This is a genomic window from Massilia sp. UMI-21, from assembly GCA_015277795.1.
In the GTDB taxonomy this organism is placed as follows: domain Bacteria; phylum Pseudomonadota; class Gammaproteobacteria; order Burkholderiales; family Burkholderiaceae_D; genus Telluria.
Genome location: CP063848.1, coordinates 2,903,601 through 2,922,601 on the forward strand (window position 1 = coordinate 2,903,601; position 19,001 = coordinate 2,922,601).

Sequence of the window (19,001 nt, forward strand, 5' to 3'; positions counted from 1 at the left end):
GTCGTCTGCTCACGGACGAAAATTACTTTACCCACTTTGAGGAGAAATCTCATGAAACGTTTTGCCCCCCTGTCCCTTCTCGCTGCATTGGCCAGTTCCGGCGCGGCCTTCGGTCAAGCTGCCGATATGAAGGGGATGGGCATGAAACAAGCCTGTATGGATATGAAGGACATGAAGGACATGAAGGGTATGGATATGTCGGCATGCAAGGACATGATGAAGGAGAAAGCGGCCGATAGCAAAGCCCAAGGTGCATCCAAGAATGGAGTGGTACACAAAACCTCAGCTGTAGTGAAGGGGGTCGATCGAGCAAACGACAAAGTGACGCTTGCACATGACCAGGTGAAAACGCTTAAGTGGCCACCAATGACGATGAGCTTCGGCGTTAAGGACAAGTCATTGCTTGACAAGCTGGTAGTCGGCAAAAAAGTTGAGGTGGAGTTCACCCAGCAAGGGTCGGACTACGTCATCTCATCCGTCAAATAAGGCGGACGCGAGCGTTCATGCTCGTATCCGAGCTGTTCAGTGCGGTGGCAGGCCAAGGCATTCCTAGCCTCCGACATGCCATTGCGCTGAGGTTGATTGAATATGATCTTGCGCACTACATCTTCAGGAAGACGCGTCACGTGTCAGTTTTGGGTTTTGTTCAAACGCTTTTGGAAAGTGGCGTAAATAGAACCGAGAAATGGCACAACGAGCTGTCGTCCTGACCTGATTGACTCGCCAGCAGAGCGTGACGGGGTTCCCAAAGAGGCTCCCATAACCCTGAGTACATTCAAGGAGAATATCATGGTGCAAAGTCAATTCCAGTCGTGTATCAAGGCGTGTTACGAATGCGCCGAGGCGTGCGATACCTGCGCCGCGGCGTGCCTGCGGGAGACGGACCCCAGGATGATGGCGCGCTGCATTATGCTCGATGACGAGTGCGCGGCAATCTGCCGTCTTGCCGCGCAGCTGATGAGCCGCGCAACCGAGCATGCTCATCAGCTATGCCAGCTGTGCGCCGACATTTGCGACGCCTGCGCCCAGGAATGCGCAAGCCACCAGATCCAGCATTGCCAAGATTGCGCCGCCGCCTGCCGCCGCTGTGCGGACGAGTGCCGCAGGATGATGCAGCCGACCAGTGGTCAAGGAACTTCCGTAGGCACTCACGCCCACTAAAGTACCTTTTTCGGGATCTGCGGCGCGGATCCCGAAGTTGACTCTGCCGTTATGCGGGTGATCCCGTCGAATTGCTGCTACTTGCGACCTTCGAACCCACGACCCAATTCATATCGGCGCCAGCATAGACCGGCTGCGCGCTTCGCGCTATGGGATGAGCGTGGCCGACATCCAGACAGTGGTGTCCGGCGATCGGTGGCGACAACGCCCGCGAAGTCGTCGACGGGCGCCGGCGCTTCCCGATCAGCTTGCGCTACCCGCAGGACCACCGCGACTCATTCCAGGTCCTGCGCTAGCTGCCGATCGTCACCGCTGGGCCCGCAGATTCGTCTTGGCGACGTGACGACGGTCGTCGTGATGGACAGTTCTCTAACGATCCGAAGCGAGGAAGCGCGCCTGTCAGGTTGGGTATACGTCGATGCCCGCGGTGTTGGCCTGCTCACTGCGGTTCGTGCGATGCCGGAGCGTGTCCGCGACAACGTCTCGCTGCCGCCAGCTTATGCCATCGGCTGGTCGGGGCAGTTCGAATATCTCGGAAGCGCGGCCGGCTCCAAAATCTTGCAGCGCATCGATGCACCGATGATTGGCGGAATGGTCACCGCACCGCTACTTTCGCTGTTTGTGATCCCTGCCGCCTGGCGGCTACTACAAGAGCGGCGTATAGGTAAGCGTCAGAACGAAGTGACCTAGCTTCAAGGCGCCGGACGTCCATGAAGGCGTGCTTCGCATTACGATTCGAAAAGGCCGCGAACACCAACCTTCCGATCTTCGGGCGCTTGGCAGGAGGCCGCCGATCGCAGACAGTTTGACTAGCCTCCTCTTACGGGCGTCGTTTTTATTCGCATAACTGTAGGATGCTCAACAGTACTTTAAAGAGTCTGATAAGCCATTCGACTGGCATTTACCGATGAGGAATGATGGATGGGAGACCAGCACCGCCACAACGTCCACAACGGCAGCGGCAACCTCAAGGTTGCATTTCTACTGAACTTTACGTTTACGCTGATCGAATTCGCCGGCGGACTGTGGACGAATAGCGTGGCCATTCTCAGCGATGCCGTGCATGACCTCGGTGACTCGATCTCGCTCGGACTCGCCTGGTACTTCGATCGTCTTTCAAAGCACGGCAGCACCCCGAAAGACACCTACGGCTACGCTCGATACTCACTGCTTGGCGGCCTGATCACCGCTATCGTATTGATTGCCGGCATCGGCTTTATCCTGTGGAACGCAGCGCAGCGCCTTCTCGATCCGGAGGAAGTCAACGCGACGGGTATGATCGTTCTGGCGGTGGTTGGCGTCATCTTCAATGGCGCAGCGGTTCTGCGTGTTCGCAAGGGGGAGTCGCTGACCGAGAAAGTCGTCAGTTGGCACCTGCTGGAGGACACCCTCGGCTGGATTGCGGTGCTGATCGGCGCAGCGGTGATGGCAGTCTGGGACCTCCCCTGGATCGACCCGGCCCTATCGATCTGTATTTCGCTCTTCGTGTTGTGGAACGTTTTCCGCAATCTCCGGAAGTTCTTCGAAGTTTTTCTGCAGCGGACTCCGTCCACCTTTGACCTTCCTGCCTTCGAAACTGCGGTGAGGGCTATTCCCGAGGTCATCGATGTACACGATACCCACAGTTGGTCGATCGACGGCGAGAAGCACGTACTGACAACCCACGTCATCGTCTCGCAGAAAGCGTTTCCAGACAAAGTCATGTCGATCAAGTCGCACGTGACAACCCTCATTGGCGACAAGGCCTTTGAACACATTGCAATCGACATCGGAACGCCTATGGACCATATTGAAGAGAAAACACGTACAGGGTCCGAGATTCGACAAAGGCGGCAGGACTGAAGAATGACAAGAGCGCAGTCCATTGCATGAGGCCATGCTATACTTTTCCTATGACCCGCCGGTTTATTTACCTTGTGCTTACAATCATGATGCTTCAGCTTAGCTGGAGCGTCGTGGCAGAGTATTGCGAGCACGAAACCGGCCGCGCTGCACAGCATCTTGGCCACCATGCGTCGCACGACGAGCCTGCTCAAGAGGCTTTCAGTTCGCTCGACCAGCCATCCAAGTCGAAAACAGGGACGCTGCATTCGCACTGCACTTCCTGTACCCACACGCCCCTGACGTTCGAGGCGCTGCCTGTCATGGCCGCGGTTTCCGAACCTCTGCGCATTGCACCCATCTCCCCCCTGCTTCGCCTCTCCTCTATCGATGTGGCCCCGCCCGAGCGGCCCCAATGGGTTGCCGTCGTCTGATTCGGCGGCGACTCGTAACTAGTCAGTCTTAATGTCTCTCAGGAGTGTCGTCACGGCACTCCTGATGCGGATCGTCGCTGAATATCCTTCGCCTATTGTTTTCGGAGTTTATTCATGCACCCCAAACGTATTGTTGTTGGGTCGCTCGTGCTATTGGCATGGGCGCTCCCTGCGGCCGCACAACTGGCTGGCGATCCGCCAGTCGGGCGCGCGGCCGCTGTTCCCACCGTACCCGCCGCCGGCACGCTATTGACCCTCGAAAAGGCGGTCGACATGGCCATGGCCGCCAACCCGAGCCTGCGCGCCAGCGCCCTGGACATCGTCATCGCCGGCGCCGGGCGCCGCCAGGCGGGATTACTGCCAAATCCCACAATCTCCTACACGACCGAGGGAACGCAGCGCGGTACGAGAACCCGTACCTTCGAGCTGAGCCAGCTGGTCGAGCTTGGCGGCAAGCGGCGCGCCCGCGTGGAGCTCGCCGAGCGCGACAGCCGGCTTGCACTTGCGGCCGCAAGCGTGGCTCGGGCCGAACTACGCGCTGACGTCACTGCCGCCTATTTCAACGCGCTGGGCGCCCAGGAACAGGTACGCCTTGCGCAAACCTCGCTCGACATTGCGTCAAAAGCAAGGGCGGCGGCTGAGAAGCGTGTTGCCGCCGGGCGTGTCTCGCCTGTCGAACTGTCGCGTGCAAAGGTAGCCGAGTCGACTGCACGCCTCGACCTTTCCCAGGCCGACGGCGAACTGCTTATCGCGCGCGGCTTGCTGACGGCGTATTGGGGCCAGGCACAGCCGGGAACTCTGGCCCTGGTCGAGCCAGTAGACGAGCTCGCGGCTGTTCCTTCCCTTGAAGACTTGCGAACACGCCTGGCGGGCTCGCCGCAGCTGCAGCGCGCACGCCTGCAGGTCGAGCGCGAAGAGGCGCAGGTGTCGGTCGACCGCGCGCAGCGCATGCCCGACGTCACCCTTGTCGTCGGCCGCCAGAAGGATGAGGAGATGGGGCGAACGCAAACCGTGCTCGGCGTCTCGCTCCCGCTCCCCTTGTTCAACCGGAACCAGGGCAATCTGCAAGCTTCGCTCGCCCGTGCGGACAAGGCGCGCGCCGAAAGCGATGCGCAGCAGCTGAGGCTCGACCAGACCTTGACCAGTACCTATCAGCGCGCCCAGCTGGCGAGGGACCAAGTGCGCACCATGCGGCAGGAAATTCTGCCGGAAGCGCAACGTGTTTTCGATGCCGCCGTCATCGGTTTCGAGGCTGGCAAGTTCAACTTCCTGGATGTTCTCGATGCCCAGCGCACTCTGCTGCAAAGCCGCGCGCAGTACGTACAGGCACTCTACGACAGCTACCGATTCAGCGCGGAGCTTGGCCGATTTGCCGACGCTGGCACCGGCGCCACCAATACCAACAGGATTACCCCATGAAGTTCAATATCGACAAAAAATCGGCGCTTTCCATCGCGGCTGTGATCGCAGTCGGCATCGTACTGGCCCTGCTGATCGTGTTCTGGAAAAGCGATAGCACTCCGGCACCGGAAGGCGGCGAGCACGCGGAGGAAACCGCCGAGACGAAGGCCGAACACGGCGACGAGAAGGAAGAAGGTCATGCCGAAGAGCCCGGCCTCATCGAAATGAGCCCGCAGCAGATCCAGACCGCCGGCATCGCCACTGCAACGGCCGGTCCGGCAGCCATTCGCACCGAACTTGTCCTCCCCGGCGAGGTGCGCTTCAACGAAGACCGGACGGCACACGTCGTGCCGCGCGTTGCGGGCGTGATCGAATCGGTTGCCGCCTCGCTTGGCCAGGATGTGAAAAAGGGACAACCCCTGGCCGTCATCGCCAGCGCCGAACTGGCGGACCTGCGCAGTGCCGCGCTCGCTGCCGGCAAGAGGCTCGAGCTGGCGCGCATCACCTACGAGCGCGAAAAGAAGCTGTGGGAACAAAAGGTCTCCGCTGAGCAGGATTACCTCCAGGCCCAACAGGCCTATCGCGAAGCCGAGATCGAGTCGCAGGCGGCTCGCTCGAAACTGACCGCACTCGGCGCGGACGTATCGGCCGGCGCGGTCAACCGCTTTGTCCTGCGAGCTCCGTTTACCGGTGTCGTCGTCGAAAAACACCTCGCCCAGGGTGAAGCAGTGAAGGAGGACGCGAACGTCTTCCTCGTCTCGGATCTGTCGACCGTGTGGGTGAACATCGCGGTCGCGCCGAAAGACCTGGCCTCGGTCCGCGTCGGCCAAGCGGTCACAGTCAGGTCGGCAGCCGGTGGCCCGTCCGTAGCAGGCAAGGTCAGTTACGTGGGCAACCTTCTCGGCGAAGAGACCCGGACCGCAAGCGCACGGGTCGTGATCGACAATCCGGGACTCGCATGGCGCCCCGGCCTGTTCGTCAACGTTTCCGTGGTCAGTGGGCAGAAGGACGCTGCGGTTGCCGTTGCTTCCGACGCCCTGCAGACACTGGAAGGCAAGAACGTCGTGTTCGTCAAAACCGCCAAGGGGTTCCAGGCCCAGCCGGTGACCACCGGCGTCAGCGACGGAAAGCTGACGGAGATCGTCTCCGGCCTGGCCTCGGGCGCACCCTATGTCACGACCGGTAGCTTCGTCGTGAAGGCCCAGCAGGGCAAGGGCAGTGCCGAGCATGAACACTGAGCGAGGATCCGGACATGTTTGAACGCATCATTCGCTTTGCCATCGAACACCGATGGCTAGTCATGCTGGCCGTCATTGCGATGGCCGCCGTCGGCATCTACAACTACCAGAAGCTGCCCATCGACGCGGTACCCGACATCACCAACGTCCAGGTGCAGATCAACACCTCGGCGGCCGGCTATTCGCCGCTCGAAGTCGAACAGCGTGTCACCTTTCCCATCGAGACCGTGATGGCCGGCCTGCCTGGACTCGAAGAGACCCGCTCGCTGTCGCGCTATGGCCTGTCGCAGGTGACCGTCATCTTCAAGGACAGCACCGACATCTATTTCGCACGCCAGCTCGTCAACCAGAGGATCCAGGAAGCCAGGGAAAACCTGCCTCCCGGCGTGACGCCCATGATGGGGCCGATCTCGACGGGCCTGGGTGAAATCTACCTATGGACGGTCGAAAGCGAGCCAGGGGCCAAAAAGCCTGACGGCACGCCCTACACGCCCACCGACCTGCGCGAGATCCAGGACTGGATCATCAAGCCGCAGCTGCGCCAGGTTCCCGGGGTCACCGAGATCAATTCGATCGGCGGCTTCGCAAAGGAATACCTGATTGCCCCGGATCCGGCAAAACTCAGTTCCTATAGGCTGTCCTTGTCGGACGTCGTCAATGCGATTGACCGCAACAACAGCAACGTCGGCATGGGATACATCGAGCGCCGCGGCGAGCAGTTCCTCGTCCGGGCGCCCGGCCAGGTGCGCACACTGGACGACATCCGCAACACCATCCTCAGCAACGTCGACGGCGTTCCCATCCGCGTGCGTGACGTCGCGACGGTCGACGTCGGACGCGAGCTGCGTACCGGGGCGGCAACGGAGAACGGCCGCGAAGTCGTGCTGGGAACGGTCTTCATGCTCATCGGCGAAAACAGCCGGGCCGTCTCCCAGGCAGTGGCCAGCAAGATGGTCGAGGTGAACCGTTCGCTGCCGAAGGGCGTAGTGGCGATTCCCGTGTACGACCGCACGACACTGGTGGACAAGGCGATCAATACGGTCAAGAAGAACCTGCTCGAGGGCGCGGTTCTCGTGATCGTGATCCTGTTCCTCTTCCTCGGCAATATCCGCGCTGCAATTATTACGGCCCTGGTCATCCCGCTCTCGATGCTCTTCACCTTTACCGGGATGGTGACTTACCGGGTTAGCGCGAACCTGATGAGTCTTGGTGCGCTCGACTTCGGCATCATCATCGACGGCGCGGTCGTCATTGTCGAGAACTGCGTACGGCGCCTCGCGCACGCGCAGGAACACCACCGGCGCCAGTTGACCCTTACCGAACGCTTCCACGAGGTGTTCGCGGCTGCAAAAGAAGCGCGTCGCCCTCTGCTGTTCGGCCAGCTCATCATCATGGTGGTGTACCTGCCGATCTTTGCTCTTTCAGGCGTCGAAGGCAAGATGTTCCATCCCATGGCTTTTGCCGTTGTCGTCGCGCTGCTCGGGGCGATGATCCTGTCGATCACCTTCATTCCCGCAGCCGTCGCCCTGTTCATCGGCAAGCGCGTCACGGAAAAGGAAAACCGCATCATGGTTGCGGCCAAGCGAGCCTATGCACCGGCCCTCGAAAAGGTCCTCCGTAACGGCGCCTTAGTGATTACCAGCGCCGTCGTGCTGGTGCTCCTGTCGGGACTGCTGGCCACACGGCTGGGCAGCGAATTTATCCCGAACCTGAACGAAGGCGACCTCGCGCTGCAGGCGATTCGCATCCCTGCCACGAGCCTGAGCCAGTCGGTGGAGATGCAGCAGAAGCTCGAGGCCGGCCTGAAGGCGAAGTTCCCGGAGATCGATCGCGTATTCGCCCGCACCGGTACCGCCGAGATTGCTTCGGATCCGATGCCACCCAACATCTCGGACGGTTACATCATGCTCAAGCCCGAGTCCGCGTGGCCGGCACCAAGGAAGACCCGTGCCGAGCTGATCGAGGCGATCGAGGAGGAAGCGGAAAAGTATGCCGGCAATGCATATGAACTTTCGCAGCCGATTCAGCTGCGGTTCAACGAGCTCATTTCGGGTGTACGCAGCGACGTCGCCGTGAAGGTCTTCGGTGACGACATGGCCGTGCTGGAAACCACTGGCAAGGAAATTGCCGAGGTCCTCCAACGGGTGCCTGGTGCGGCTGAGGTCAAGGTGGAGCAGACCGGCGGCCTGCCGATGCTGACCGTCGATATCGACCGCGAAAAGACGGCCAGGTACGGCCTGAACATCGGCGACGTGCAGGAAGCACTGGCAATCGCCACTGGTGGGCGCGAAGCCGGCACCATGTTCGAGGGTGACCGCCGCTTTGACATCGTGGTTCGCCTGCCCGAAGCGATGCGCACCGACCTGGACGCATTGCGGCAGCTGCCAATTCCCCTGCCAGCCAAGGAAGGTAGCGCAACGACCTACATTCCCCTCGCCGAAGTCGCCACCCTGAACTTCACGCCAGGGCCCAACCAGATCAGCCGGGAGAACGGCAAGCGGCGCATCGTCGTGAGTGCGAACGTGCGAGGCCGGGATATCGGCACCTTCGTTCCTGAAGCGCAGGCTGCCATCGCAGGCAAGGTCAAGGTCCCACCGGGGTATTGGACCAGCTGGGGCGGCACCTTCCAGCAGCTAGAGTCGGCGACCCAGCGCCTGCAGATCGTCGTGCCGCTTGCCCTCTTCATCGTGTTCACCTTGCTATTCGCGATGTTCGGCAACGTGAAGGATGGCTTGCTCGTCTTTACCGGCATCCCGTTCGCGCTCACCGGCGGCGTCATCGCCCTGGCCCTGCGGGGAATTCCGCTGTCGATTTCCGCGGCAGTGGGATTCATCGCCTTGTCCGGCGTGGCCGTCCTGAACGGCCTCGTGATGATTTCCTATATCCGGACCTTGCGTGAAGAGGGAATGGACCTGGACACGGCAATCACGCATGGCGCGCTCACACGACTGCGGCCGGTCCTGATGACTGCCCTGGTCGCATCGCTGGGCTTCGTGCCAATGGCGATAGCGACCGGGACGGGCGCCGAAGTCCAGCGGCCGCTGGCAACCGTCGTCATCGGCGGGATCCTGTCCTCGACCGCACTGACGCTGCTCGTTCTTCCCCTGCTCTATCGGCTCGCGCATCGCAAGGATCCTGATGACGAACCGGTAAAGCCGGCGAAAGTGGTCGTCCAGTAAGCGTATGGGCCGCAGCTGCCGTTTGCGGCCCAACTCAGAGAGGACGATATGGGTCGAGACAATCCGGGTCGGCGTTTCCCGGTCGGGCGCCGGCTTGTCAGGCTGGACCTCGCTGCGCATGGAGCGGCCTTCGCCAGTTGCGCGGCGGGAGGAATCATTGTTGAAAGCGTTATCCTGGTGGCAGCCGCTACGCATCACGCCGCAACGATTGCGTTCCGGCTGTTATCGATCGAAAAGCTGACGATGCAAACGAGACCCAAAACCGAGGTCGCGTTCTCGGTCCTGCAGATCGCTCTATGCATGTGTTGCGTTGTCATGGTCTTGGTCGTGATCGCGCTGGGGACGCATGGCATCTTTCACGGAGAATCTTTCGATGCCGTGGCCGTTGCTGCGTTTGCCCTGCCTGGATCGGTCGCCATTGCCACGACGGCTGGATTGGCATGTGGGCGGGCTAGCGCCGGCGAGGCCCCCAGCAGAGTCGATGCAATTCTTTCCGCGGTACCGACCGCACTCGCGCTCGGCGTCGCTTTTTGCGATTTGGGCATCGCTGCAGGAAGGTTGGACGCGCTCGCCGGACTTGCAGCTGTACTGGTCCTGTGTGTGCGCACCGTGATCAATCTCGGCCAGACGCTGGATTGAATGGCTGGAAGCAAGCAAGTGAAGGACAACATCGAATGGAGGTGACATGAGACTGCCACAACAGGCACCAGAGCCATTGCACGAAAACCTCTTTGAAGTTTTCGGCATTATCGGCCTTGCATTGGTCGGGGTGATTATGGTTTTTCTCGGCTGGCTGAAGTACAGAGACCGTTACAAGCGCCCCGGGCCGAAACCTCGGAAGCGTGCAAAGGAAAATGGCAAGAAAAAGTAGGAGAAGGCAGCAACACGATCATCACAACGTGAGGGGAGCACGATGGGTTCAGGACATTCTCATGCAGCGCAGCCGGGTCAGAATGAGCGTCCGCTCTGGATAGCGCTCATTCTCACGACGACTTTTCTTGTAGCCGAAATCATCGGAGGTATTCTCACTAACAGTCTTGCGCTGATTTCGGATGCGGCGCACATGTTCACCGACACCGCGGCGCTGGCGATCTCGCTTGCGGCGATCCGCATCGGCAAGCGGCCGGCCGACAGCGAACGAACCTTCGGATACTACCGCTTCGAGATCCTGGCCGCGGCTTTCAATGCCATACTGCTGTTCCTGGTGGCCATCTACATCCTGTATGAGGCGTACCAGCGTCTGAACAACCCGCCGGAAATCCAGTCAGGAACGATGCTCCTGGTTGCTGCCTTTGGCCTGGTCGTCAATCTCATCAGCATGAAGCTGCTATCGAGCGGCAAGGACAGCAGCCTGAACGTCAAGGGCGCATACCTCGAGGTATGGAGCGACATGCTCGGTTCGATCGGCGTCATCATCGGCGCCCTCGTCATCCGCTATACCGGTTGGAGTTGGGTCGACTCGGCGATCGCCGTTGCCATCGGCTTATGGGTGCTTCCCCGCACCTGGACGCTGCTCAAGGCAAGCATGAACGTGCTGCTCGAAGGCGTCCCCGAGGGTCTCGGCATTGCTGAAGTCAAGGACGCGATCACGCGCATACCGGGCGTGGACAGCGTGCACGACCTGCACGTCTGGTCGATCACAAGCGGCAAGGCCAGTTTGACGGCACACGTCGTGCAACGTGAAGACGTCACTGACGCGCAAGCGCTCCTGACCAGCATACGCCAGCTCATCGCGAGCAAGTACGATATCCACCACTGCACCATTCAGATCGAGACAACGCCGTGCGAGCAGGCTGTCGAGGAACACAGCTTCGGCCCGGCTGCATCCCACGACCATGCCGGTCACGATGAACATGAGGGAGAAAAGCGATGATCGACCATATCAGGAACAATCTTGTTGAAGCGCGCGATGCACTTGATCGCCTCATCAGCGACGATGCCCAGCTGGGCAATATCCAGGCCGGTGCAAACCTGCTCGTCGACGCATTGGGAAGCGGGCACCGCGTTATCTCGTGCGGTAACGGCGGCTCTATGTGCGATGCCATGCACTTGGCGGAAGAGCTGTCGGGGCGGTTCCGCGAGGACCGCCCTGCCATGGCAGCGGTAGCCATCAGCGACCCAAGCTACATCAGCTGCGTCGCCAACGACTATGGTTACGAGCAGGTGTTCGCTCGCTTCGTCGAGGGCAATGGCGCCGCCGGCGACGTCCTGTTTGCGATCAGCACGAGCGGCAGCAGCCGGTCCGTGATCCTCGCCGCGCAAGCCGCCCGTGCGAAGGGCATGAAGGTGATTGGCTTGACCGGGCGTCCCGGCGCGGCGCTCGCGGAAAGTTCCGATGTCTGCATCTGCACGAGTGCGGGACGCTATGCCGACCGGGTGCAGGAACTCCACATCAAGGTGATTCACATCCTGATCGAATTGGTGGAGCGCACCCTTCAACCAGCCAACTATGTCGTAAAACCATAAGATCAGGATAACGGTCGCAAGAATGGCCCCTCCCCCATGGGGGGCGGCTGCCGGGTACAAGGCGAGCCGGCATCGCACGGCCGCCATGCCTAGCCGCGTTTCTCCCGGCTCTTGAGCAGCCGCAGTCCGTTGAACACCACGAGCAGGCTCGCGCCCATGTCCGCGAACACGGCCATCCACAAGGTAGCCGATCCTGCAATAGCGAGCACCAGGAACACAGCCTTGATCAGCAAGGCGGCGACGATGTTCTGCTTGAGGATGGCAGCGGCCTGCCTGCTCAAGCGGATGAACTGCGGGATCTTGCGAAGGTCGTCATCCATCAGCGCGACGTCGGCTGTTTCAATGGCGGTGTCGGTGCCCGCTGCGCCCATCGCGAACCCGATATCGGCCTTGGCCAGCGCCGGAGCATCGTTGATGCCATCCCCCACCATGCCGACGGTACCGAATCGCGCCACTTCGTCATTGATGGCAGAGAGCTTATCCTCGGGCAGCATGTTCCCGCGGGCGTCATCGATGCCGACCTGCCGTGCGATCGCCTTGGCCGTCACTGCATTGTCGCCGGTGAGCATGATCGTCCGGATTCCCAACCCGTGAAGCTGGGCCACAGCTTCGCGACTGGTTTCACGAATGGTATCGGCCACCCCGATCACCAGCAGTGGCGACGTTTCATCGCAGAGAACAATCGCAGTCTTGCCTTCACCCTCCAGTGTCGACAGGACGCTTTCCGTCGCGGTGCTGCAGATGCCGAGCTCCTCGACCAGGCGGTGATTGCCGAGGTAGTACCATTTCCCGTCGATCCGCCCTTTCGTGCCACGGCCGGTCAAGGCCTCGAACGCGGTCACGGATGCGAGGGGAAGGTCCAGGCCCGAGTTTTGCCAGTAGCGGCTCACCGCGGTCGATACCGGATGGTCGGACCGGTCCGCGAGCGCGGCTGCGAGCTGCAGATGAGTCTGTGCATCGCCTTGCAGGGGCAACACATCCGTCACCTCGGGCTTACCCTGGGTGATCGTGCCGGTCTTGTCCAGTGCGAGCGAGCGCAGCTTGCCACCCTGCTCCAGGTAGACGCCGCCTTTGACGAGGATGCCGGCCCGCGCCGCGGCAGCCAGGCCGCTGACGACGGTGACCGGGGTCGAGATCACCAGGGCGCAGGGGCACGCGATCACCAGCAGGACGAGCGCCTTGTAAATCCATGGCATCCATTCGGCGCCCAGCATGAGCGGCGGTACGAGGGCGACTCCGAGCGCGATGGCGAACACGATGGGCGTGTAGATGCTGGAGAAGCGGTCGACGAAACGCTGCGTGGGCGCGCGGCTGCCCTGCGCGTCCTCGACCGCGCGGATGATGCGCGACAGGGTCGAGTTGCTGTGGCCCGCGGTGACACGGTATTCGAAAGAGCCGGTTTCATTGATCGTGCCGGCAAACACCTTGTCGCCGACTGTCTTTGGTACCGGCATGCTCTCACCCGTGATCGGCGCCTGGTTGACGGACGACTGACCGGTGGTCACTTCCCCGTCCAGGGCGATCCGCTCGCCCGGCGCGACACGGGCCAGGGCGCCGATCGCGACCGTGGTGGCGTCCTGTTCACTCCAGCTACCGTCGTCAAGGCGCACGCTGACCCGCTCGGGTGTCAGTGCCATCAGGCCCTGGATGGCGTTTCTCGCACGGTCGAGCGAGCGGGCCTCGATCATCTCGGCGATGGCGAAAAGGACCATCACCATTGCCGCTTCCGGCCACTGCCCGATCAGTACCGCGCCGGTCACGGCGATCGACATCAGGGCATTGATATTCAGGTTGCGGTTCTTGAGCGCGATCCAGCCTTTCTTGTATACGTTCAAGCCCGTCGTCGCGATCGCAAGCAGCGATAGCAGGATGACTGGCCACCAGTTTTCATCGCCCGTCGTCCATGCGACGATTTCGGCACCGACTGCTGCGGCCAGGCCCAGGGCAAGGACTGCATACTGCCGCTTTCGGGAGGCAGGTGGGACCGTCTCGGCTCGTCCTTGTCCCGCTGCAACGAGCACCGCCTGCATACCGATGGACGTCAGTGCATCCTGGATCGCCGCTGCCGGCCCACTATGCCTGACGACCAAACGACGCTGGACGAGATTGAAGTCGAGCTGTTCAACCTGAGCCAGGCCGGACAGCTTGTTACGGATGAGCGTCTCCTCGGTTGGGCAATCCATGTTGTCGATGCGGAAAATGGTACCGGCTGCTGAGCCGCTTTGCTCATCGGTCTGTTCAACCACCGGGTCCATGCCGACCGCCCGTACTGCTGCAAGGATCGCATGTGGATCGCCGAGGCTATGCTCCACCCGCAAGCGGCGCTGGACAAGATTGAACTCGAGCTTTCCGACGCCTGCGACGCGCCCGAGCGCTTGCCGCAGCAGTCCCTCTTCTGTCGGGCAGTCCATCTGGTCGATGCGAATGACAAGGGAACGGTCCAGGGCTGCAGATGAGGCACCCGCGGTCTCGATCGGTGCAGATTTTTCGCAACATGATTTGGTCTGGCATTCCGACATGACGACTCCTTGAGAACTGTGTATAGTTCCCATTGAACACCCTGTAGCGGGTACGGGGTCAAGCATTAAGTTAACGTACCGGGATTTCTCTTGAAAATTGGCGAATTGGCAGACCGCTCGGGCTGCTTGGTTGAAACCATCCGCTACTATGAGCGCATCGGGTTGCTTGCCCCGCCAGAGCGGTCGGCAAACAATTATCGAGCCTATAACGAGCTTCACGCTGAGCGCTTGCTGTTCATCCGGCATTGCCGCGCCTTGGACATGACACTCGATGAGATCCGGACGCTGCTCGATTTTCGCGAGGCGCCGGGAAAAAATTGCGAGAGCGTCAACGCGCTGCTCGACAAGCACATCGGGCACATCGTCGACCGTATAGCAAACCTGTCAGTACTGGAAGCGCAGCTCAGAGACCTCAGAAGCCGTTGCGTCGCCACCAACAGCACAAACCCATGTGAAATCCTGCAGGCGCTCGGCACTGCCGACGCTTGCGACGAGCCAGCAAGGCTTGGGCGCCATTGACCAGCCCTGGACTTTCCGCGCCATCACTGCATTGCCGAATCAGCGAACAGCCGGAACAATGCGCTTGACCTTCAAGTAGCTAGAAGGTGTTTAATATCAGGTTCTCGAACCTGAAGACAAGTATCCCGATATGACGTACCCCATTTGGCGTCGGCTAATCGCCTTCGTAATGTTCTGCTGCTGCGTGATCGGTACGACACACGCTAATCCCACATCATCGGAAGCAGAAGTCCGACAGCTCTGGCAGTTGCTCGATTATGTCGCCGTCGATTACGCCGGCGCGGTCCAGAACGGAGCGATTGTCAGCGAACTCGAATACGGCGAAATGCAGGAGTTCTCGACGCGCGCGCAGAACCAGGTGAAGGCATTGCCTCCGCATCCCCTGCATGCAGAACTGGCAGCTGCCACCATCAAACTAAAGCAGGCGGTCGAGCGTAAGGAGTCGCCGCAACAGGTTGCCCAGCTTGCGCGCGAGGCAAACCGTTTGCTGCTGCAGGCCTACCCCTTCCCTGTTGCGCCGCGCGCCCTGCCCGATCTGGCCCGCGGTGCGGCGCTGTACCAGGCGCAATGCGCTTCATGCCATGGAGCGGCCGGCGCCGGCGATGGGGCACTCGCGGCCAAGCTCGAACCCAAACCAATCGCATTTACCGATGAGGAAAGAGCCCGCTCGCGCTCTCTCATGGCCCTGTATCAGGTCATCAGCCAGGGTGTCGAGGGCACATCGATGCCGGCCTTTGCAGGCTTGTCCGAGCATGACCGCTGGTCTCTGGCGTTCTATGTCGGCAGCCTGGCGTTCAAGGACACGGACATCGCAGCCGGAGAGTCTGCATTCGCACAGAACAACGCCGCGTCCGCAACGATTCCCGACATGAACACGCTAGTGACGGCAACCGAAGAAGAACTGGCGAAGGCAGGCTCACCGTCGACCGCGCGGGCGGTTCTGGCCTACGCACGCATCCACCCCGAGGCCGTACAGGAGCAGCAGGAACGCAAGGGCATCGTCCTTGCGCGCAAACTGCTGCAGGACAGCCTGGATGCCTTGAAGAATAACCAGCGGGCGAAGGCCACCGAGCTTGCTTTATCGGCTTACCTGGACGGCTTCGAGCCGCTCGAGGCCAGGCTCGACGCGACGGACCGCCAGCTCCTGGTGGACGTGGAGCGAACCATGCAGCTGTACCGGGGCGCGGTTGCACAAGGCAATGTGTTGCGTGCGACCGAATATGCCGGGCAGCTGGACGCGTATTTCGTACGTGTCGAGGAGCTTACCGGCGCGAACAAGACCGACGCGACGACGGTGTTCGTGGGCGCGTTGACCATTCTCCTGCGCGAAGGTGTCGAAGCCCTGTTGATCGTGATCGCGATGGTCGCGTTCCTCCGCAAAGCGGAGCGTCCACAGGCCTTGCACTACGTGCACGCAGGCTGGATCTCGGCGCTGGCCGCCGGCGCCTTGACCTGGGTGGTAGCCACCTATGTGGTCAGCATCAGTGGCGCAAGCCGTGAAGTGACCGAAGGCCTGTCGTCGCTCTTCGCCGCAGCGGTGCTGCTGTCGGTCGGGCTATGGATGCACCAGAAAGGCCAGGCTGGACAATGGCAAGCCTACCTCAAGCAGCATCTGACGGCGGCAATGGAAAAACGCTCCGCATGGGCCCTGTTTGCCCTGGCATTCATCGCGGTATACCGGGAAGTCTTCGAAACGGTCCTGTTCTACTCGGCGCTCGCCGCCGACGGCAACGGCCCCGCCCTGCTGGCAGGATTCGTTACAGGCCTGGTCCTGCTGTCGGTGATTGCCGTGATTTTCCTGCGTACCAGTGCACGCATGCCGATCGGCAAATTCTTCTCGTTCAGCTCCGTGCTGGTGGCCGCCCTGGCAGTTGTCCTGGTCGGAAAAGGGATTGCAGGGCTGCAGGAAGCCGGATGGCTGACGGCCACGCCAGTCTCGGGACCGCGCATGCCTGTTCTGGGCCTCTACCCGACGATACAGACTTATGCGGCGCAACTGGCCCTGCTCCTGGCGGCTGGTCTTGGCTTCGGCTTCAATCTGATGAAGGTCCGCAAATAACAAGCGGACGCTCGCAGCTGGCATCGCGACCGATGCCAGCCGGAGCAATCTTCGGCTTGAGCCTTACCTGGCTTGACGCATGCAATCATCACGTTATCGCCGGGAGGTAAACAGCTTGAACCGCGAAAGCTTGGAGCGGAATCAGATTCCAGTCTATGTTGTAAGCGCCGCCTTGGCCGTGCTTGGGGGGATCCTTGCGCCTGACGCTGCGGCCAAGCTTGACCTGTTGGTGACACCTGCCATTGCGGTCCTGATGTATGCGATGTTTCTGCAGATTCCCTTTCTCGAGCTAAAGCAGGGGTTGGGTAATAGAGCGTACATATCTGCAGTTTTGGTCGCCAATTTTGTGCTGATACCGCTTCTGGTATGGGTCTTGACGCGTGGACTGAGCGATCATCCCGCGCTCCTCATCGGCGCTCTCCTGGTCCTGCTGACCCCATGTATTGACTACGTGGTCGTATTCACCCATCTCGGGAAGGGCGACTCGCGCCTGACCCTGGCCGCTACGCCAATCCTGCTTCTGCTTCAGCTGCTCCTTCTGCCCATCTACCTCAGCGTAATGACTGGCGGAGAATCCGGGGTCGTCATCGCTGTCGCGCCGTTTGTCGACGCATTCCTGCTGCTGATCGTGGCTCCGCTGTTGCTTGCAGTGGCTACTGCCGGGCTGGCGAAGCGATCGTCCATCGTCGAGAAATGGAATGCCGGATGGGCCTGGCTTCCGGTCCCTGCCATGGCCGCAGTGCTGGTCGTCGTCATCGGTTCGCAGATCGGGGCGATCATCAGGGAGATCGAGCAATTGGTGCCGGTCATTCCGGTTTATATTGGCTTCATGGTGCTCGCCCCACTGATAGGAGCCTTTACGTCGCGCATGTTTAAACTGCCGGTAGCAGCGGCTCGCGCCGTGACCTTCAGCGCGTCGACGCGCAATTCCCTGGTAGTGCTGCCACTCGCGCTCGCGTTACCCGAAGATTTGCGTGGAATTGCGGCGGCGGCTGTGATCACACAAACCCTGAGCGAACTGGGCAGTGAACTGGTCTACGTCCGTGCAATTCCTGCCCTGGTCAAGTGAGGTGTACTGTCAATCGTGGACACGTCCGTTTCAAGCAGCCAGCTGCCGTCTGCTGATCTTTTCGGCAAACGATGCTGGCGATAGATAGTCGAGACGCGAATGGCGCCGCTGGCGGTTCCAGAAAATCTTGATTTATTTTGTAATTGCCGATTCAGCGTTGGCCCTGGTCGCATACCTCTGGCGATGGATCAATTCGTTCTTCAAGCCTCCCGAAAACCTCCATGCTTGCGTTGTCCTGGCAGTTTACTGCAAGTGCTCGGCAGCCCTAATCCAAGCCTCTTACCTGGATCTTGTTTGATATGTGCGCGCTCGCTTTGGTAACTGACGTATTCTGTGTTCATCCAAGCGCGTCCGGTCGAGAAAAGCGCAGGGCGCATTCTTCCTGCAATCTTTTGGAGATCCGATGTCGGATATTGGCAAGGACAGCGATGACGAATCAGGTCTGGACGCTTCCAACGAGCGTGATCGTGGCATTTTATGGAAGGTCTTGCTAATCAATCTGGGCCAGTGTTTGGCCGGGGTGGCTGTCGGAACATGGGCATCTTCAACTGCCGTAGTTGGCGCTGGCCTTGACAACTTGGGTGACGCTGCAGTCTATGGCGTCAGTCTGTACGCGGTCGGCAGATCCAGCACAATCAAGAAGCGTGCGGCGCAATTATCTGGCTGGCTCCTCATTGGTTTCGCTTGCCTGTTGTTAGTTGAAGTTGTCCGTCGCTTTCTTGGCGGTGAGGCACCACTGGGACCAGCCATGATGGCCATAGCTGCAACAAATGCCCTACTGAATATCTATTGCATTCGCGTGCTGAAGCAGCATCGCGGCCAGGACATCAATTTCAAGGCCTCGACTATATTCACGAATAACGATTCGCTTGTAAATGGCGCGATCGTGCTTTCGGGCGCGTTAGTAATGTGGACAAATTCAAACCTTCCTGATCTGTTGCTTGGAACAGTGGTTTCGTTCATCGCCGCCAAGGGAGGTTATGAAATCCTCTCAGAGGCAAAAGGACATCAGTCGTGATACGAGGTCTGCCATCCGAATTCTGCACGCGCAACAGAAATACATCCAGTGTGGTTCTCTGTCTGGTCGGAGCATGAATGGCGACGCAAATCAGGGAAGCCTGGCGCGGGACCCTGG

At 60.5% G+C, this 19,001-nt stretch carries 17 protein-coding genes; 16 read left to right on the plus strand and 1 reads right to left on the minus strand.

The features are described from left to right. The first annotated feature begins 51 nt into the window (after positions 1–51). From IM543_12975 to IM543_13030, 12 genes are all read left to right on the plus strand, one after another. A complete protein-coding gene (locus IM543_12975; GenBank protein ID QOY96665.1) occupies positions 52–486 on the plus strand; it encodes a copper-binding protein in 435 nt (144 codons plus the stop codon). Between the two features lie 303 nt (positions 487–789). Then, positions 790–1,161 (plus strand): four-helix bundle copper-binding protein, encoded by a 372-nt coding sequence (locus tag IM543_12980; GenBank protein ID QOY92537.1) that lies wholly within the window; start codon positions 790–792, stop codon positions 1,159–1,161. A gap of 339 nt (positions 1,162–1,500) precedes the next feature. Then, positions 1,501–1,851, plus strand: a complete 351-nt coding sequence (locus tag IM543_12985) for a hypothetical protein (GenBank protein ID QOY92538.1) — start codon at positions 1,501–1,503, stop codon at positions 1,849–1,851. A gap of 231 nt (positions 1,852–2,082) precedes the next feature. Next, a complete protein-coding gene (locus IM543_12990) occupies positions 2,083–3,003 on the plus strand; it encodes a cation transporter (GenBank protein ID QOY92539.1) in 921 nt (306 codons plus the stop codon). A gap of 86 nt (positions 3,004–3,089) precedes the next feature. Further along, the gene (locus tag IM543_12995) at positions 3,090–3,416 is read left to right on the plus strand and encodes a cobalt-zinc-cadmium resistance protein (protein ID QOY92540.1); all 327 of its coding nucleotides are present in this window, start codon (positions 3,090–3,092) and stop codon (positions 3,414–3,416) included. A 114-nt stretch (positions 3,417–3,530) separates the two neighbouring features. After that, positions 3,531–4,835, plus strand: a complete 1,305-nt coding sequence (locus IM543_13000) for a TolC family protein (GenBank protein ID QOY92541.1) — start codon at positions 3,531–3,533, stop codon at positions 4,833–4,835. Beyond that, complete coding sequence (locus tag IM543_13005; GenBank protein QOY92542.1) at positions 4,832–6,055, plus strand: efflux RND transporter periplasmic adaptor subunit; 1,224 nt, start codon at positions 4,832–4,834, stop codon at positions 6,053–6,055. Before IM543_13000 ends, IM543_13005 begins: the two co-directional genes overlap by 4 nt. 14 nt (positions 6,056–6,069) lie before the next feature. Next, positions 6,070–9,234, plus strand: a complete 3,165-nt coding sequence (locus IM543_13010; protein ID QOY92543.1) for a CusA/CzcA family heavy metal efflux RND transporter — start codon at positions 6,070–6,072, stop codon at positions 9,232–9,234. 48 nt (positions 9,235–9,282) lie between these two features. After that, a complete protein-coding gene (locus IM543_13015; protein ID QOY92544.1) occupies positions 9,283–9,873 on the plus strand; it encodes a hypothetical protein in 591 nt (196 codons plus the stop codon). Between the two features lie 46 nt (positions 9,874–9,919). Continuing rightward, entirely contained in the window at positions 9,920–10,105 is a 186-nt protein-coding gene (locus IM543_13020; protein ID QOY92545.1) for a hypothetical protein, read from the plus strand. Positions 10,106–10,147: 42 nt separating this feature from the next. Beyond that, positions 10,148–11,107, plus strand: a complete 960-nt coding sequence (locus IM543_13025; GenBank protein ID QOY92546.1) for a cation transporter — start codon at positions 10,148–10,150, stop codon at positions 11,105–11,107. Continuing rightward, positions 11,104–11,700 (plus strand): SIS domain-containing protein, encoded by a 597-nt coding sequence (locus tag IM543_13030; GenBank protein ID QOY92547.1) that lies wholly within the window; start codon positions 11,104–11,106, stop codon positions 11,698–11,700. The genes IM543_13025 and IM543_13030 overlap by 4 nt, the downstream gene beginning before the upstream one ends. 89 nt (positions 11,701–11,789) lie before the next feature. Here IM543_13030 and IM543_13035 read toward each other — a convergent pair whose 3' ends face one another. Continuing rightward, on the minus strand, positions 11,790–14,219 hold the full coding sequence (locus tag IM543_13035) for a heavy metal translocating P-type ATPase (protein ID QOY92548.1): 2,430 nt from the start codon (positions 14,217–14,219) through the stop codon (positions 11,790–11,792). 90 nt (positions 14,220–14,309) lie between these two features. On the opposite strand from IM543_13035, the gene cadR reads away from it, so the two are divergent. From cadR to IM543_13055, 4 genes are all read left to right on the plus strand, one after another. After that, the gene (gene cadR / locus IM543_13040; GenBank protein ID QOY92549.1) at positions 14,310–14,738 is read left to right on the plus strand and encodes a Cd(II)/Pb(II)-responsive transcriptional regulator; all 429 of its coding nucleotides are present in this window, start codon (positions 14,310–14,312) and stop codon (positions 14,736–14,738) included. Between the two features lie 130 nt (positions 14,739–14,868). Then, positions 14,869–16,797 carry an FTR1 family protein gene (locus tag IM543_13045; GenBank protein QOY92550.1) on the plus strand — a complete coding sequence of 643 codons (1,929 nt, stop codon included), beginning with the start codon at positions 14,869–14,871 and terminating at the stop codon, positions 16,795–16,797. 115 nt (positions 16,798–16,912) lie between these two features. Next, on the plus strand, positions 16,913–17,866 hold the full coding sequence (locus IM543_13050) for a bile acid:sodium symporter (GenBank protein QOY92551.1): 954 nt from the start codon (positions 16,913–16,915) through the stop codon (positions 17,864–17,866). 403 nt (positions 17,867–18,269) lie between these two features. Next, positions 18,270–18,884, plus strand: a complete 615-nt coding sequence (locus IM543_13055) for a cation transporter (GenBank protein ID QOY92552.1) — start codon at positions 18,270–18,272, stop codon at positions 18,882–18,884. The last annotated feature ends 117 nt before the right edge of the window (positions 18,885–19,001 follow it).